At 70.8% G+C, this 15,569-nt stretch carries 13 protein-coding genes and 1 pseudogene; 7 read left to right on the forward strand and 7 right to left on the reverse strand.

Annotated elements, in window-relative coordinates; genetic code table 11:
• Positions 1 to 5: 5 nt before the first annotated feature.
• Genes H162_RS0109955 through H162_RS0109965 form a run of 3 tightly spaced genes read right to left on the reverse strand, consistent with a single transcriptional unit; the run spans position 6 to position 2,618 of the window.
• On the reverse strand, positions 6 to 797 hold the full coding sequence (locus tag H162_RS0109955) for a fumarylacetoacetate hydrolase family protein (protein ID WP_020653314.1): 792 nt from the start codon (positions 795 to 797) through the stop codon (positions 6 to 8).
• A gap of 4 nt (positions 798 to 801) precedes the next feature.
• A complete protein-coding gene (locus tag H162_RS0109960; RefSeq protein WP_020653315.1) occupies positions 802 to 1,629 on the reverse strand; it encodes an alpha/beta fold hydrolase in 828 nt (275 codons plus the stop codon).
• Between the two features lie 35 nt (positions 1,630 to 1,664).
• Positions 1,665 to 2,618 carry a flavin reductase family protein gene (locus tag H162_RS0109965; RefSeq protein ID WP_020653316.1) on the reverse strand — a complete coding sequence of 318 codons (954 nt, stop codon included), beginning with the start codon at positions 2,616 to 2,618 and terminating at the stop codon, positions 1,665 to 1,667.
• A 183-nt stretch (positions 2,619 to 2,801) separates the two neighbouring features.
• Here H162_RS0109965 and H162_RS0109970 point away from each other — a divergent pair, with 183 nt between their 5' ends.
• A complete protein-coding gene (locus H162_RS0109970; RefSeq protein ID WP_020653317.1) occupies positions 2,802 to 3,998 on the forward strand; it encodes an acyl-CoA dehydrogenase family protein in 1,197 nt (398 codons plus the stop codon).
• A 55-nt stretch (positions 3,999 to 4,053) separates the two neighbouring features.
• Here the strand turns inward: H162_RS0109970 and H162_RS0109975 are convergent, their stop codons facing one another.
• From H162_RS0109975 to H162_RS35225, 4 genes and pseudogenes are all read right to left on the reverse strand, one after another.
• Complete coding sequence (locus H162_RS0109975) at positions 4,054 to 6,243, reverse strand: TonB-dependent receptor (protein ID WP_020653318.1); 2,190 nt, start codon at positions 6,241 to 6,243, stop codon at positions 4,054 to 4,056.
• A 121-nt stretch (positions 6,244 to 6,364) separates the two neighbouring features.
• Positions 6,365 to 7,927: an amidase gene (locus tag H162_RS0109980; protein ID WP_020653319.1), complete on the reverse strand. Its 1,563-nt coding sequence runs from the start codon at positions 7,925 to 7,927 to the stop codon at positions 6,365 to 6,367.
• Between the two features lie 75 nt (positions 7,928 to 8,002).
• Positions 8,003 to 9,127: an acyl-CoA dehydrogenase family protein gene (locus H162_RS35220; RefSeq protein ID WP_051109911.1), complete on the reverse strand. Its 1,125-nt coding sequence runs from the start codon at positions 9,125 to 9,127 to the stop codon at positions 8,003 to 8,005.
• Positions 9,128 to 9,277: 150 nt separating this feature from the next.
• Positions 9,278 to 10,324, reverse strand: a pseudogene (locus H162_RS35225) (acyl-CoA dehydrogenase family protein); the annotation flags it as partial.
• Between the two features lie 102 nt (positions 10,325 to 10,426).
• Between H162_RS35225 and H162_RS0109990 the strand changes: the two are divergent.
• Genes H162_RS0109990 through H162_RS0110015 form a run of 6 tightly spaced genes read left to right on the forward strand, consistent with a single transcriptional unit; the run spans position 10,427 to position 15,557 of the window.
• Positions 10,427 to 11,740 carry a spinster family MFS transporter gene (locus H162_RS0109990; protein WP_020653321.1) on the forward strand — a complete coding sequence of 438 codons (1,314 nt, stop codon included), beginning with the start codon at positions 10,427 to 10,429 and terminating at the stop codon, positions 11,738 to 11,740.
• Between the two features lie 16 nt (positions 11,741 to 11,756).
• Complete coding sequence (locus tag H162_RS0109995; RefSeq protein ID WP_040786992.1) at positions 11,757 to 12,602, forward strand: SDR family NAD(P)-dependent oxidoreductase; 846 nt, start codon at positions 11,757 to 11,759, stop codon at positions 12,600 to 12,602.
• 3 nt (positions 12,603 to 12,605) lie between these two features.
• Entirely contained in the window at positions 12,606 to 12,794 is a 189-nt protein-coding gene (locus H162_RS30510) for a hypothetical protein (protein WP_020653323.1), read from the forward strand.
• A 28-nt stretch (positions 12,795 to 12,822) separates the two neighbouring features.
• Positions 12,823 to 13,608, forward strand: a complete 786-nt coding sequence (locus H162_RS0110005; RefSeq protein WP_026354467.1) for an SDR family oxidoreductase — start codon at positions 12,823 to 12,825, stop codon at positions 13,606 to 13,608.
• 7 nt (positions 13,609 to 13,615) lie between these two features.
• The gene (locus tag H162_RS0110010; protein WP_020653325.1) at positions 13,616 to 14,074 is read left to right on the forward strand and encodes a MaoC family dehydratase; all 459 of its coding nucleotides are present in this window, start codon (positions 13,616 to 13,618) and stop codon (positions 14,072 to 14,074) included.
• 13 nt (positions 14,075 to 14,087) lie between these two features.
• Complete coding sequence (locus H162_RS0110015; RefSeq protein WP_020653326.1) at positions 14,088 to 15,557, forward strand: FAD-dependent oxidoreductase; 1,470 nt, start codon at positions 14,088 to 14,090, stop codon at positions 15,555 to 15,557.
• The last annotated feature ends 12 nt before the right edge of the window (positions 15,558 to 15,569 follow it).

Consider the following 15,569-nt stretch of genomic DNA (forward strand, 5'->3'; position numbering starts at 1 on the left):
TTTCTTCATTCGACAAAGTGGATGGAACAGCCGCCCAGGCCGTGGATCTGCATCGTGAAGGCGTCGCCGGCGCACACCGGCACCAGCGCGGCGAGCGATCCGGACAGGATCAGTTCGCCGCTGCGGAAAGGGATGCCGAAGCGGCCCAGGGTATTCGCCAGCCACGCCACCGCCGCGGCCGGATGGCCCTGCACGGCGGCGCCGACGCCGCTGCAGGCCAGCGCGCCGTTGCGGTACAGGTCCATGCGCGCCGCCGCCAGGTCGAGCGCGCGCGGCGCGCTGCGGGTGGCGCCGACCACGAACACGCCGCAGGAGGCGTTGTCCGCCACCGTGTCCTGGATCCGGATCTCCCAGTCGTGCACGCGCGAATCGACGATCTCGAAGCAGGGCGCCACCCATTCGGCGGCGTCGAGCACGTCCTCGGCGGTGATGTCGGTGCCGTGCAGGTCATCCTTGAGCATGAAGGCGATCTCGCCCTCGGCGCGCGGCTGGATCAGGCGCGCCGTGGCGAGGCTGACCGTCGCGCCATCGGGATGGTGCATGGTATCGGTGAGAAAGCCGAAGTCGGGCTGGTGCACGTCGAGCATCTGCTGCACCGCCTTTGATGTCACGCCGATCTTCTTGCCGATGACGCGCTCGCCGGCCGCTTCGCGCCGCCGCAGGGTGTGCAGCGAGATGCGGTAGGCATCGTCGATGGTGATGGCCGGATGGCGCGCGCTCAGGGGCGCGAGCGTGGCGCCGCTGCGCCAGGCATGGAACAGTTCTTCGCCGAGGGCGGCGACCAGGTCGTCATTCATCGGCTTATCCATGATGCAGGAAGTCGATGCACATGCGGTTGAACAGGGCGCGGTGCTCGACCTGCACCCAATGGCCGCAGCGGTTGACCAGGATGGTGCGGATGGCGGGGCAATGCGCCATCAGCTTGTCGGCGCCGCTGGCCGGATTGAACTGGTCGTCGGTGCCCCAGAACGCCAGCACCGGGCAGCGCAATTCGCCCAGGCGCGCGGTCATGTCGGGCACTTTCAGGATCGAGCGCGCCGCCTGGGTCTGGGTATCGGCGATCGGCGCGCGCTCGGCCAGGATGGCGTCGGTCAGCAGCGACGGATCGTACAGCTGCATGCTCATCACGGCGCGCATGGCGTCGACGCCGGTGCGTCCCGACTTGTAGACGGCGAACATGTTGGCCACGCCCGGCATGGCCAGGTAGGTCTCGAGCGACTCGACGCCGCCCGGGGCCATCAGGATCAGGCGGCCGACGTCCTCGGGATAGGCCAGCGCATAGCCGAGCGCGATCGCGCCGCCCAGCGAGTTGCCGAGCAGGGTCACCTGCCCGAGGCCGAGCGCATCGACCAGGCCCTTGACGCCGGCGATGAAGAAGTCGAGGTCGTACTGGGGCAGGTCGGGCTTGCTGGACAGGCCGTAGCCGAGCAGGTCGGGCACGATGCTGCGGTAGCCGGCTTCGGCGAACTCGGGGAAGTTGCCCTTGAAGTTGCTGTAGCCGCTGGCGCCGGCGCCGGCGCCGTGCAGGAAGATCACCGGCGCGCCGCTGCCGCTGTCGTGGTAGTGGATCTGCTGGCCGTTGCCGATGTCGGCAAAGTGTCCGACCGGGATGGGGGAGTGCTGGTCCATGGAGTCCTTTGTGGTGAATGACGGGCTGAATCGAACTAGGCCCACAGGCTGGGCAGTCCCTGGTCGCTGGCGGCGACCAGGGTCTTGAGCAGGCGGCGCAGCGCGCTGCCCTGGGGCGCGCCGATGCGTCCATCCAGGTCGGCTTCGACCGCCTTGGCCGCGGCCAGGATGTGCAGGATGGTGTCGCTGCCGGCCGCGCTCAGGCGGTAGCCGTCGTCGTCGCGGCGCAGCAGGCCGCGCGCGCAGGCGGCCGCCAGGGCCGGTTCGCCGGTCTCGAAGCCGGTATCGGCCATGTGGGCGGCGATCTCCGCCGGCGCCAGCGGCTGCCGCACGCTCAGCAGCGAGAGCAGGAAGAATTCGGGATCGGTGATGCGTTTTTCCGCCAGCAGCGGGCGGAAGCGCGCCATGAACTGGTAGTGGGCGCGCCCCAGCAGGTAGCCCAGCATGTCTTCGGAGAATGCGCCGGCCTGGGGCGCGGCGCCGGCCCTGGGCGGCTCGGCCATGTGGGCGGCCACCGCATACTGGCCCGAGACGTACAGCAGCGGCGCCAGGTCGCTGCGGTCGTAGCCGACCACTTCGCCGACGAAGATGACATGGTCGCCGCCCTCGTACTGGAAGGCCGAGCGGCACTGGAAGCGCGCGCTGCAGCCGGGCAGCAGCGGCGCGCCGGTGGCGCAGTCGTCGAGCGCCAGGCCGGCGAACTTGTCCTCGCCGGCGCGCGCGAAGCGGTTCGACAGCGCGTCCTGGCCGCTGGCCAGCACGTGCACGTTCCAGTAGCGTGCGGCGCTGAAGGCGGGCAGGCTGCGGGCGCTCTTCGCCAGGCTCCACAACACCATCGGCGGATCCAGCGACACCGAATTGAAGCTGTTGGCGGTCATGCCGACGGCGGCGCCATCGCCGCCCCTGGTGGTGACGATGGTCACGCCGGTGGCGAACATGCTCAGCGCCTTGCGAAAGTCGCGCGGGTCGAATGCGCTCGAAGTGTCCACGGTTGCTCCCTTGTCTGATGTACAGGGCAAGCTTGCGGTCTTTGTCGGCTCCCGGAATCCTCCACATGGACTAGCCATGCGCCGACCCTTAGTCCGCTCAGACGATGAAGTGGCGCCGAGGCGGTGGGAACATGCTTTCATGCCCCACGCCGGGGCGCGGCGAACCACATAACGAGGAGTGAGATGAGCAGACTGAACGAAACCCATATGACGCTCGATGCGATCCGCCTGATCGACAGCGCACGGGCCCTGGTGCCGGTGCTGGCGGCGCGCGCCGCCGAGGCCGAGCAGGCCGGCAAGGTGCCGGTGGAGACCATCCGCGACCTCCAGGAAGCTGGACTGTTCCGCGTGCTGCAGCCGCGCCGCTGGGGCGGCTACGAACTCGATCCGCGGGTGTTCTACCAGATCCAGATGACCCTGGCCGAGGGCTGCATGTCGACCGCCTGGATCTATGGCGTGATCGGGGTGCACAACTGGCAGCTGCCGCTGTTCCCCGACCAGGCGCAGCAGGATGTCTGGTCGTCCCGGTCGGATACCCTGATCGCCTCGACCTATATGCCGACCGGGAAGGCCGAGCCGGTCGACGGCGGCTACCGCTTCTCCGGCCGCTGGTCGTTCTCCAGCGGCGTCGAGCACTGCGCCTGGATCTTCCTGGGCGGCCTGCTGCCCAGGCTGGATGGCTCCGGCGCGCTCGAACACACCACCTTCCTGCTGCCGGCGTCCGATTTCACGATCGTGCGCAACTGGGACGTGCTGGGGCTGCGCGCGACCGGCAGCCACGATATCGTGGTCGACAACGTGTTCGTGCCTGTCCACCGCACCCAGCGCACCAACGATCACAGCGATGCCGGCTGTCCGGGGCGCGCGCACAATCCGGCGCCCTTGTACCGGATTCCGTTCACCCAGGTGTTCCAGCGCGCGGTGTCGGGCGCCTGCATCGGCGCCCTGCAGGGCGCCATCGACGAGTTCCGCCGGCGCGCCGCGGCCCACGTCGGCAAGCATGGCGGCAAGACCGCCGAAGACCCGAATGCGCAGGCCGCGGTGTCGGAAGCGATGATGACGGTCGACGCCCTCAAGCTGGTCCTGATGCGCAATGTCGCGCGCGTGGTCGAGTGCGCGGTCACCGGCGAGCGGATGAAGGTCGAGGACCGGCTGCTGCAGCGCGCCCAGTCGGCCCAGGTGCCGAAGGTATGCGCCGAGCGCGTCGACGCGCTGGTGCGCGCCAGCGCCGCCTCTGGCCTGTACAAGACCAATCCGGTCGAGCGCACGCTGCGCGACATCTACCAGTCGCGCGGCCACATCGCCAACAATACCGACGCCTATGCCCGCGCGCACGGCGCCGTCATGCTCGGCTTGCCGAACGCCGATCCGTTCGTGTAAGCGCCGCGGCAGGAAAAAACAGGCCGGGTCGCGTTGCGAGCCCGGCCTTTTTTACTTAGAAGCTGGTCTTCAGCGTTGCGCCGATGGTGCGCGGCGCCGCGTAATAGGCCTGGCGCAGGTTGCCGAACCCGGGACCGAAATCGATGTAGTTGGCAATATGCCGCTTGTCGAGCGCATTGCGCGCCCAGAATGCGATTTCATGCCGGGTCCGGCCCAGCGCCATGCCCGACAGCGACAGGCGCAGGTTGAGGAAGCCCGCCGCCGCGATCCGGCTGTTGCCCGCCACCGCGGCGGCCGGATCGGTCGGCAGCAGCTGGTAGGGATAGGTGTAGTGCGCCGCCGCATACACGTAGTCGGCCATCGCGCGCCAGGTGCCGTAGGCGTTGCGGCTCAGCGTGGCATCGAGCAGCAGGTTCAGGCTGTGGCGGGGCGCATGCACCATCGCGCGGTTGTCCGCCACGTTGACGCCGCGGTCGATGAACTCGTCGTAATGCGCATTCAGAAAGCCGTAGCTCGCCTGCAGGCGCAGGTCCTGCGTCGGACGCATCCCGAACTCGACTTCGAGCCCGCGCGTCGTGGCCTTGCCGGCGTTGCGGATGTTCGATGCCGCCGCGCCCTCGGCGGTGAAGATCGACTCCTGCAGGTCGGTGGTGCGGTTGTGGAACAGCGCCAGGTTGAGCGTCGTCCCGCGCGCCAGGGTGGTCTTCAGGCCGGCCTCGACCGATCTGAGCTGTTCAGGCCGGAACGGGGTCAGGGTCTCGGCCACGTCGCTCGCCTCGCCGTTGAAGCCGCCGCTCTTGAAGCCTTCGGCGTACTTGGCATACAGGTTGACGCGCTCGCCGAGCTTGTAGCCCACGCTCAGCAAGGGCGTCGCCGCGTGGAAGCGCGCACTGCCGGCGGTCCCGGCCGGCACCGACACGCCCGGTCCGGCCAGGAAGCGCGAGATCGTCTTCTCCTCGCCCGTGTAGCGCAGGCCGGCGCTGACCCGGACCCGTTCGCTGAACTGGTAGTCCAGCTGCGCATAGGCGGATTCGGCATCGGTGGTGAAGCCGTAGCGCGAATCGTAGTTGGCGGCGCCGAAGAAGAAGGACTGCGGATTGACGGTATGGCCGCGGTCGCGGAAAGCGTACAGGCCCAGCACGTAGAACCAGGCGCCGCGCTGGCCGGTCAGCTGCAGCTCGGCCGAGCGCTGCCGGTAGGTCGAATGGCGCTCAGCCTGGGCCAGCGCGATCGGCGAACCATCCAGGTCGAGGCCGTCGTCCCAGTCCAGGCCGCGGGTGGCGACGGTGGCCTTCAGGGTGTTGGCGGCGCCCAGCTGCCAGTCCGCGCTGAGCGCGTGGCCGTCGCTGTCCATCCTTTCGAACGAGGGCGCGTCGACACTGGCGCGCTCGGCGCGTCCCTGCGACACGACCAGGCCGGGGATGTCCAGGTCGGAATGGACGACTTGCGAGAAACTGCCGTTCTGGTCGGCCCGGCTGGCGTCGTAGCGGTAGCTGAACTGGACATCGCCGGCATCGGCGTCGAGTGCGATGCGGGCGGACCGGCCGTCGCGGTCGTTCAACTGCGAGACCGAACTGCCGGGCGTGGTGCCGACCCAGCCATCGCGTTGTTCGGCGCGTACCCCCACCGAGGCCTTGAAGATGCCGACGCGCGGCAGGTCGAGCGTGGCCTTGCCGACCCGTGCGTTGAAATTGCCCAGTTCGAGCGTGGCCGATCCGCCCGGTTCGCCCGATGGCTTGCGCGTGATGAAGTTGATCGCGCCGGCCATGGTGTTGCGCCCATAGAGCGTGCCTTGCGGTCCGCGCAGCACTTCGACCCGCTCGAGGTCGACCAGGTCCATCACGGCGCCCTGCACCTTGCCCATATAGACGCCGTCGACATACATGCCCACCGTCGGCTCCCAGTACAGCGCGGGATTGATGGTGACCGAGCCGCGGATCGCGATCTGCGCCGCCGTCGAATTGCCCGGCGTGTGCGTGACCGCCAGGTTGGGCGCGATCGCGCCCAGGTCCGCCACGTTGCCCAGGCCGCGGATCTCGAGCTCGCGGGCGCTCAGCGCGGTGGCCGCGATCGGCACGTCCTGCAGCCTTTCCTGGCGCTTCTGGGCGGTGACGACCACCACCTGCACGGCGTCGTCGGGCGCCGCGGCGGGCGCCTCCTGGGCCAGCGCGGGGCCGGCGGCTACGGCGCCCAGCAGCTGCGCCAGCAGGGTCAGTCGGTAACTTGCTTTGGTCGATGCTTGCATGGTGTCCCTGATGAATTATTGTTGGAAGAGAGCAGGGCCTCGCCGCAAGGCGGGCCTGCCTCTCCGATCATTAGGGATTGCCAGGATTACACCATCGTCCGTGCAGACTAGTGTTGTTTCCTCAGGCGAGCGGGGCGCGCCGCTGCGCCCACGGACGCTCGCGCTCGAGCTGGGCGGCAAGGCGGAACAGCAGGCCTTCGGCGCCGATCCGCGCGGTGAACAGCATGCCGATCGGCAGGCCCTCGTCGCTCCAGCCGAGCGGCACCGACATCGACGGCTGGCCGCCGAGGTTGGCGGGGATGGTGAAGGCCGCACTGCCCGCCGCGGCGCGGGCGTAGGTGTCGTAGGGCTGGTCGAGCGACAGGGCGCCCAGCACCGGGGTGAGGGTGGCGGTCACCGGCGACAGGATCACGTCGTATTTGGCCAGCGTGCTTTCCATCGTCATGGTGATGCTTTCGAAGCCCTGGCGTGCGCGGTACAGTCCTTCGCCGGTGACGTTGCCGCCGGTGCGCAGGATGTGCTGGGTGACGGTTTCGAGTTCGTCGGCGGCAAACGCGCGGCCGAGCTGCTGCTCGCGGTCGCGCACCGTGGCCAGCAGGGCCGCGCCGACCACGGCGCCGTGGGCGCCGAACAGCGCGCGCGGATCGAGCCCGAAGCGCGCGGCCTCGACCTCGTGGCCCAGCCCGAGCAGCAGGCGCACGGTGTCGTCGAGGGTGCGGCGGATCTGCGGATCGAGCGGCGTGCCGGTCAGCGCCTCGCTGACCAGGGCGACGCGCAGCTTGCCGGGCGCACGTTTGAGCTCGGCGACGAAGGGCCGCTCGAGCGGCGCGCTCCAGTACGGGCTGCCGGGTTCGTGGCCCTGGCCGACGTCGAGCAGCAGCGCCGAGTCGCGCACGCTGCGCGAGACCACGTGGCCGACGCTGGCGCCGAACCAGCCTTCGAAGCGCTGCGGCCCGGACGGGGTGCGGTAACGGCTCGGCTTCAGGCCGAACAGGCCGCAGTACGAGGCCGGGATGCGGATCGACCCGCCGCCGTCGGTGGCGTGGGCTGCCGGGATGATGCCGGCCGCCACCGCCGCCGCCGCGCCGCCCGACGAGCCGCCGGCGCTGTGCGCCAGGTTCCACGGGTTGCGGGTCTGGCCCCACTGGCGCGATTCGGTGGTGGTGGTCAGGCCGAATTCGGGCGAGGAGGTCTTGCCGAACACCAGCGAACCGGCGGCCTCGTAGCGCTCCACGATGGTGCTGCTGCGTTCGGACGGCGCGGCGTCGCGGAACAGCCGGCTGCCGTTGGTGGTGAGGGTGCCGGCCAGGTGGGTGTGCAGGTCCTTGATCAGCATCGGCACGCCGGCCAGGGGGCCGCTGCGGCCGGCGCCCTTGGCCAGCAGCGCGCGCACGCGCTCGTCGTGGCGCATCACCACCGCATTCACGCGCGGGTTGACCGCGTCGCAGCGCGCCATCGCCGCCGCCATCAGCTCCGACCCGCTGAGCTGGCGGCGCCGCACCGCCTCGGCCATGGCGGTAGCGTCCAGCGCCAGGTAGTCGGCGCTGCCGATGGCGCCGGCGGGGGCCGACCGGGCGGCGCGCGCGAACGGGGCCAGCAGGGCTGCGCCGGCGGCCAGGGTGCCGCCCGCGAGCAGGCGGCGGCGTGCGCTGTCGGGCGCGTCGGAGGGAGGTGGCTTGGTCATGCTGGATTCCTGTCGATAAAGGGGGAGCAAGGCGATGGTTGCAGGGCGGATAGGGGGCTGCATCGTCCGATCGGACTAGGCCGCGGCCCCGCGCGGCTCGCGCGGCATGCCGAGCCCGCGCTCGGCAATGAGGTTGAGCTGGATTTCATTGGTGCCAGCATAGATCGTATCGGCCCGGCTGAACAGGAACAGGCCCTGCAGCCGGGTGCGGCGGGCATCGCCGGGCGCCACCAGGTTGCCGTCCGCGCCCAGCACGTCCATCGCCAGTTCGCCCAGCGCCCGGTGCCAGTTCGACCAATAGTACTTGTAGATCAGGTCGACCTGGCCTGGTGAACCGGACAGCATGCGCAGCGCGTTGTAGCGCATCGTCTGCAGGCCGGCCCGGGCCTGGCCGATGCGGCGCCGCAGCACCGGGTCGTCCCAGGCGCCGTTGGCGCGCGCCGCTTCGGCCACCAGCGCGAGCTCATGGCGAAAATGCATCTGCTGGCCCAGGGTCGACATGCCGCGTTCGGCGCCCAGCAGGTCCATGGCGATGCGCCAGCCGTCGCCGGGCGCACCGACCACGTTGGCGGCGCTGGCCCGGGCGCCATCGAAGAAGACCTCGTTGAATTCGGCCGAGCCGCCCATCTGCCGGATCGGCCGCACCGTGATGCCGGGCTGGTCGAGCGGCATCAGCAGGAAGATCAGTCCCTGCCTGCCGTGCGAACCCGGCTGGCAGCGCGCCAGCACGAAGATCCAGTCCGATTCGTGCGCCAGCGAGGTCCAGACCTTCTGTCCGTGCACGCGCCAGTCGCCGCCGGCGTCCTGAACCGCCCTGGTCTGGACGTTGGCCAGGTCGGAGCCGGCCTGCGGCTCCGAAAAGCCCTGGCACCAGAAGGTGGTGCCATTGCGGATGCCGGGCAGGAAGCGCGCCTGCTGGTCGGCGCTGCCGTGCGCGATCAGGGTCGGGCCGATCAGGCCTTCGCCGATGTGGCCCATCCGGCCCGGGCCGCCGGCGCGCGCGTACTCTTCGTGGACGATCAGCTGCTGGGCGGCCGCCAGCTCCCGTCCGCCGGCGCTGCGCGGCCAGCCGACGCAGGTCCAGCCGCCGGCCGCGAGCCGGGCTTCCCATTCCTTGCGCTCGCGCGGGAAGGCGTCTTCGTCGCCGGGCCCGCCGCGATGGCGCAGCGGCGCGTATGGCCCCTGCAGGTGCCGCTCCATCCAGGCCGCGACCTCGGTCCGCAGGCCCGCGTCCTGCCCGTCCGCGGCCGCCGGCGCCGGCGCTTGTTCCAGCAGGGCGGCGCAGCCGGCCTCGTCGCCCAGCCAGTGGCGGGACGCCTGGGCGCGCTTGAAGTACAGCTGCGGATCGTATTCCCAGGTGAAGCCGACGCCGCCGTGCAGCTGGATCGCCTCCTGCGCGCAAAAGAACAGCGCCCCGTTGGCGGCATCCTTGGCGCAGGCGGCTTCGAACGCCAGCGCGTCCGCCGCCAGGGCGGGCGCCGCCCGCAGCGCGCCGTACACGGCCGAACGGGCGGCCTCCAGCATCACCAGCATCTGCGCGCAGCGGTGCTTGACGGCCTGGAACGAGGCGATCGCACGGCCGAACTGGCGGCGCTCCTTGACGTAGGCCACGCTCAGGTCCAGGCATTGCCAGGCGCTGCCGACCTGCTCGGCCGCCAGGGCCAGCATGGCCAGGTGGACGGCCCGGCGCAGGCCGGCGTCGAAGGCGGACGGATCGTCTTCCGGATCGATCCGGACGCCGGCGACCTGCACCAGCTCCAGCCGGGCAATCGGCCGGGTCGCATCGAGCGTCGCCAGCGCCGTCACCCCGAGGCCGGCGGCATCCGCGTCGACGGCGAACAGGCCGAACCCGCCGCGCTGGCCTTCGAGGCGCGCCGGCACCAGCAGCAGCCCGGCCTGGGCCGCGCCGGGCACCTGCGCCACCTGTCCCTCCAAGGCGTAGCCGGCGCCGCTGCGCCGGGCGGTGACGCAGCACGCGCGCGGATCCCAGCCGGCCGGCGCCGGCAGCGCCAGCGCCGCGCCCAGTTCACCCGCGGCCAGCGCCGGCAGGTAGCGTTGCTGCGCCTTTGGTGTGGCCGCATGCAGCAGCGCGTCGGTGGCCAGGCAGGCGCTGGCCAGGTAGGGCACCCCGGCCAGGCGGCGCCCCATCTGTTCCACCAGCAGTCCGCGTTCGACCTGGCCCATGCCCATGCCGCCGAGGTCAAGCGGGATGGCGACCCCGCACCAGCCCAGTTCTTCGCGCATGGCGCGCCACAGCCCGGCATCGTGGCCGTTCGCCTTGCGTACGGCGTGCGAATCGCACTGTTCGGCCAGGAAGGTGGCGGCGGCGTCGCGGATCATTTCCTGCTCCGGGTTCAGGCTGAAATCCATGGGATGTCCTTGTCGTTTGGTCTCCATGCAAGATAGGGCGCGACCGGCCGGGCAGCGTCGTCCGAAGGGACGATGCCGGGCTTGCGGGGCGGCGCGAGGATATGCCAACGCCCCCAACCTGGACCCGTCATGCCGCACTCACGTATTCCGACCGTTTCGCCGCGCGCCCATCTCAGCCTTGCGCTGCTGGCGCTGGTGTATGTTTTTTCCTATATCGACCGCCAGGTCATCTCGATCCTGATCGAACCGATCAAGCGCGAGTTCGGCGTCTCCGATACCGCGATGGGGATGCTGACCGGGCTGGCGTTCGCGCTGCTGTACGCCGGCCTCGGCGTGCCGGTGGGGAAGCTGGCCGATCGCGGCAACCGCCGCAACATCATCGCGGTCTGCTGCGGGCTGTGGAGCCTGGCCACCCTGGCCTGCGGACTGGTCCCCCGGTTCTGGATGCTGCTGGTGGCGAGGATGTCGGTGGCGATCGGCGAAGCCGGCGGCATGGCGCCGGCGATCTCCCTGGTGTCCGACCTGTACCCCAAGGAGCGGCGCTCGCTGGTGATCACGCTGTTCATGATGGGACCCCACCTGGGCGTGCTGATCGGGCTGGCGCTGGGCGGCTGGATCGCCCAGCAGTACGGCTGGCGCGCCACCTTCCTGTGGTTCGGCGCTCCCGGACTGGTGCTGGCGGCCCTGGTCTGGCTGCTGGTGCGCGAGCCGCGCCGCGGCGCCTTCGATGCCGCGCCGGCCGATGCCGCGCCGACGCGGATGCTGGCCCTGCTGGCGATCCCGGCGTTTCGCAACGTCTGCCTGGCCTGCGGCGTGGCCGGCGTGGCCGGCTACGGCTACGGGATCTGGACCCCGAGCTTCCTGGTGCGTTCGCACGGCATGTCGATCGCCCACGCCGGCCTGGTGTTCGGCGTGATCAGCGGCGTCGGCGCGGTGGCCGGCTCGCTGGTGAGCGGCCTGCTGTGCGACCGGCTGGCGCGGCGCGATGCGCGCTGGCAGCTCGGCCTGCCGATGCTGGGGGTGGCGCTGAGCATCCCGGCCGCGCTCGCGTTCTTCCTGTGGCCGTCCGGCGGTCACTGGATGCTGGGCACGGTCCTGGTGCCGCACACGATCGTGTTCGCGTTCGCCTTCTCGCTGTTCGCCAGCTGGTGGCCGGCGCTGTCGTACAGCGCCACCAGCCTCATGATCCCGGCGCACCAGCGCAGCACCGCCGCCGCCACCCTGAACCTGTTCATCACGCTGTTCGGCCTCGGGATCGGCCCGATGGCGACCGGCTTCCTGAGCGACCTGTTCCTGCCGCTGTATGGCCAGCAGGGCCTGCGCTATGCGCTGGCCAGCGCGATGTGCCTGCTGGTGTTCCCGGTGCTCCTGTATGGCATGGCCATGCGTCCCTATCGCGCGCGGCTGGCCTCGATGGCGCTGCCCGTGCCCAACCCCCTGTGATCGATCGGATAAGACCATGAATGCAAACTCCCCTGTGGTGCTGGTCACCGGCGCCAGCCGCGGCATCGGCGCCGCCACCGCGCTGGCCTTCGGCACGGCCGGCTGGCGCGTCGCCGTCTGCGCCCGCAGCCAGTCCGAAGGCCAGCCGCTCGCCCATCAGTTGCGCCGGCCCGACGGCGGCGCGCTGGCCGGCAGCCTCGCCACCACGGCCGCCGCGCTGGAAAGGGCGGGCGCCGAAGTGTTCGCCCAGCCGATGGACCTGATGGACTGCGCCTCGATCGACCGCGCCGCCGATGCGGTGCTGGAGCGCTTCGGCCGGGTCGACCTGTTGATCAACAACGCGGTCTACCAGGACCCCGAAATGAACGCCATGCTGCAGGACCTGGAGGATGCGGCGCTGGCGCGCACCCTGCACGGCAACGTGGTGGCGCCGTTCCACCTGATGCGTCGCCTGCTGCCGTCGATGCTGGCGCGGGGCGGGGGCCAGGTCATCAATGTCTGCTCCGGCGCCGGCAAGAACGATCCACCGGTGGCCGCCAACCAGGGCGGCTGGGGCTTCGCCTACGGCGCCTCGAAGGCGGCGATGGCGCGCATGGCGGGCTGCATCAACCGCGAACACGGTGCGCAGGGCATGCGCGCCTTCAGCGTCAATCCCGGCCTGGTCAGCACCGAGGCGGTCGCCGCCACGCTGGGCGACGGCGGCTTCCTGGAGCGCCGCTACGGCGCGATGGCCCCAGGCGCGATCGCCGCCGCCCTGCTGTGGCTCGCCACCGATCCACGCGCGGCCAGCCTGGCCGGCTCGGCCGCCATGCTCGACCTGCAGGACCTGGCGCGCCAATATGCCCTGACCGGCAAGGAGTAAGTCATGGGATCGACCAAGCAACCCTGCAAGCACAGCATCCGTGCCTGGATGCTGCAACGCCAGCGCCAGCCGGCGCCGCTGCCCGATATCGCCGAGATCCGGCGCGCGGTGGGATGGGGCGCGGCGCGCCCGGCGCCGGAAGCCATCGTCCGTCGGGACGATGCCGTCCCGCGCACGCTGTCCGACCATTGAATTCCCCAGAATCCCGAAACGAGTCCCCATGAAACCAGCTCCCGAGTATGTCCCGCCGCACGCCCTGTTGGCCGGCAAGTCCGTTCTCGTCACCGCCGCCGCCGGCGCCGGCATCGGCTTCGCCGCCGCCCTGCGCTGCGCCGAAGAGGGTTGCCGCGCCCTGGTCATCTCCGACGTGCACGAGCGGCGCCTGGCCGAAGCGGTCGAGGCGATCCGCAGCCAGACCGGCTTGCGCGAGGTCCACGGCCAACTGTGCGATGTCAGCAAGGAAGACCAGGTGCAGGCGCTGGTCGAGGCGGCCGAAAGCCGCATGGGCGGCACCGATGTGCTGATCAATAATGCCGGCCTGGGCACCAGCAAGCTGGTGCTGGAGATGAGCGACGACGAGTGGCACAAGGTGATCGACGTCACCCTGACCGGCACCTTCCGGATGACCCGCGCGATGATGCGGGCGATGCGGCCGCGCGGCCGCGGCGTGATCGTGAACAACGCATCGGTGCTGGGCTGGCGCGCCCAGGCCGAGCAGGCCCACTATGCGGCGGCCAAGGCCGGCGTGATGGCCTTCACCCGCTGCAGCGCGCTCGAGGCGGCCGCTTTCGGCGTGCGCATCAATGCCGTGGCGCCGTCGATCGCGGTGCACGCCTTCCTGAAAAAATCCGCCTCGGAAGAACTGCTCGGCGAACTGACCGCCAAGGAAGCCTTCGGACGCGGCGCCGAACCCTGGGAAGTGGCCAACGTGATGATGTTCCTGGCCAGCGATTACTCGTCCTACATGACCGGCGAAGTGCTCTCGGTCAGCTCGCAGCATGCGTGAGGACCACATGGGCACACGCTTCGATTCCGTCGCCGCGGTGCTGGCGGCGCAGGGCCGCGACCTCGGGGTGACCGACTGGCTGAGCCTGGGCCAGGAACGCATCGACCTGTTCGCCGAGTCCACCGGCGACCACCAGTGGATCCACGTCGACCCGGTGCGCGCCGCGGACGGCCCCTTCGGCGCCTGCGTCGCGCACGGCTACCTGACGCTGGCGCTGGCCAACTGCTTCCTGCCGCAGCTGATCGCCTACGACAGGCTGAAAATGGGCGTCAACTACGGCTGCGACAAGGTGCGCTTCCCGGCCCCGGTCCGGGCCGGCGCGCGCGTGCGCGGCCACGGCCTGGTGCTGCGCGCCGAGGAGGCGGGCGGCGGCGTGCAGGTGACCGTGCGCATCACCGTCGAGATCGAGGGATCCGAGCGTCCCGGCTGCGTGGTGGACACCATCAGCCGCCTGTTCTTTCACTAGCCGAGGAAAAACCATGCAGAACCAGTATTCGCCGTCGCGGCCCTGCCGCGCGGCCGACGTTCCCCAATGGGATGAGGAGACCGACATCGCGGTCGTCGGCTTCGGCGCCGCGGGCAGCTGCGCCGCCATCGAGGCGCGGCAGGCGGGCGCCCGGGTGACGATCTTCGAGGTCGCCGCCGCCGCCGGCGGCAGCGCCGCCCTGTCGGGCGGGGAGGTGTATGTCGGCGGCAGCGGCGGCACCTCGGTGCAGCGCGCCGCCGGCTTCGAGGATACGACCGAGGATTTATACAACTACCTGATGATGGCGGGCGGACCGGGCGCGGACGCGGCGCGCACCACACTCTACGCCGCCCAGGCCGAGCCGCATTTCCGCTGGCTGCAGGAGCAGGGCGTGCCCTTCAAGGGGACTTACCTGCCCGGCAAGTGGCTGGAGCCGCTGACCGACGACACCCTGGTGTGGTCCGGCTCCGAGCAGGCCTGGCCGTTCTCGGAAAGCGCCAGGCCGGCGCCGCGCGGCCACGCCGCCCAGCTGGACGGCTGGGGCGCCGGCAAGATGCTGATGGCGCGGCTGTCGGCGCGCGCGCTGGCCCTGGGCGCCGTCGCCCATGTCAGCAGCCGCGTGCTGACCCTGGTGGTGGACGATGCCGGCGCCATCGTCGGCCTGGTGGCGCGGGTCGACGGCGCGCCGCGGTTCGTGCGCGCGCTGCGCGGCGTGATCCTGTGCGCGGGCGGCTTCATCGTCAACCGCGACATGGTGGCGCAGTACGCGCCCGCCGCACTCGGCTGCCAGCAGGTGGTCTCGGCCGGCAACGACGACGGCTCCGGCATCCGGATGGGAATCGGGGTGGGCGCCGCGGCGATCCACATGGACCAGTTCTTCGCCACCTTGCCGTTCTTTCCGCCCGAATCGCTGGTCAAGGGCATCTTCGTGAACGAGCGGGGCAGCCGCTTCATCAACGAGGACGCGTATCACGGCCGGGTCGCCCATTACGTGCTGCGCCAGCCCGGCGGGCGGGCCTGGCTGCTGGTCGACGAAGGCATCTTCGCGCGGCCGATGATCCATCCGGACATCACGGTGGCGGCGGTGGGCGACAGCGTGGAAGAACTGGAGCAGGAGCTGGGGCTGCCGGCCGGCGCGCTGGTGCACACGGTGGAGGAATTCAACCGCCACGCCGCGGCCGGCCAGGACCCGGCCTTCCACAAGGCCGCCGCCTGGCTGCGCCCGCTGGCCAGGGGGCCCTTCGCCGCGCTGAGCTACTGTCCGGCCGACATGCCCGCCCACGCCTTCACGCTCGGCGGGCTGGCCACGACGCCGGACGGGCAGGTGCTCGACGGCGGGGGCGCGCCGATCGCCGGGCTGTACGCGGCCGGGCGCACCGCCTGCGGCCTGCCGCGCTGGGGAGAAGGCTATAGTTCCGGGATGTCGCTGGGCGACTCCACCTTCTTCGGCCGCATGGCGGGACTGCACGCGGCCAGGCGCTGACAGGACGGCGCG

This window comes from Massilia niastensis DSM 21313 (assembly GCF_000382345.1).
GTDB lineage: Bacteria > Pseudomonadota > Gammaproteobacteria > Burkholderiales > Burkholderiaceae_D > Telluria > Telluria niastensis.

Excerpts from the sequence above, each read along its gene's own strand:
- H162_RS0110015 (WP_020653326.1), top strand. The coding sequence starts at position 14,088 with ATGCAGAACCAGTATTCGCCGTCGCGGCCCTGCCGCGCGGCCGACGTT.
- H162_RS0109960 (WP_020653315.1), bottom strand. The coding sequence starts at position 1,629 with ATGGACCAGCACTCCCCCATCCCGGTCGGACACTTTGCCGACATCGGC.
- H162_RS0110010 (WP_020653325.1), top strand. The coding sequence starts at position 13,616 with ATGGGCACACGCTTCGATTCCGTCGCCGCGGTGCTGGCGGCGCAGGGC.
- H162_RS0109995 (WP_040786992.1), top strand. The coding sequence starts at position 11,757 with ATGAATGCAAACTCCCCTGTGGTGCTGGTCACCGGCGCCAGCCGCGGC.
- H162_RS0109955 (WP_020653314.1), bottom strand. The coding sequence starts at position 797 with ATGAATGACGACCTGGTCGCCGCCCTCGGCGAAGAACTGTTCCATGCC.
- H162_RS0109970 (WP_020653317.1), top strand. The coding sequence starts at position 2,802 with ATGAGCAGACTGAACGAAACCCATATGACGCTCGATGCGATCCGCCTG.
- H162_RS0109980 (WP_020653319.1), bottom strand. The coding sequence starts at position 7,927 with ATGACCAAGCCACCTCCCTCCGACGCGCCCGACAGCGCACGCCGCCGC.
- H162_RS0109990 (WP_020653321.1), top strand. The coding sequence starts at position 10,427 with ATGCCGCACTCACGTATTCCGACCGTTTCGCCGCGCGCCCATCTCAGC.
- H162_RS0110005 (WP_026354467.1), top strand. The coding sequence starts at position 12,823 with ATGAAACCAGCTCCCGAGTATGTCCCGCCGCACGCCCTGTTGGCCGGC.
- H162_RS0109975 (WP_020653318.1), bottom strand. The coding sequence starts at position 6,243 with ATGCAAGCATCGACCAAAGCAAGTTACCGACTGACCCTGCTGGCGCAG.
- H162_RS35220 (WP_051109911.1), bottom strand. The coding sequence starts at position 9,127 with ATGGAGCGGCACCTGCAGGGGCCATACGCGCCGCTGCGCCATCGCGGC.
- H162_RS30510 (WP_020653323.1), top strand. The coding sequence starts at position 12,606 with ATGGGATCGACCAAGCAACCCTGCAAGCACAGCATCCGTGCCTGGATG.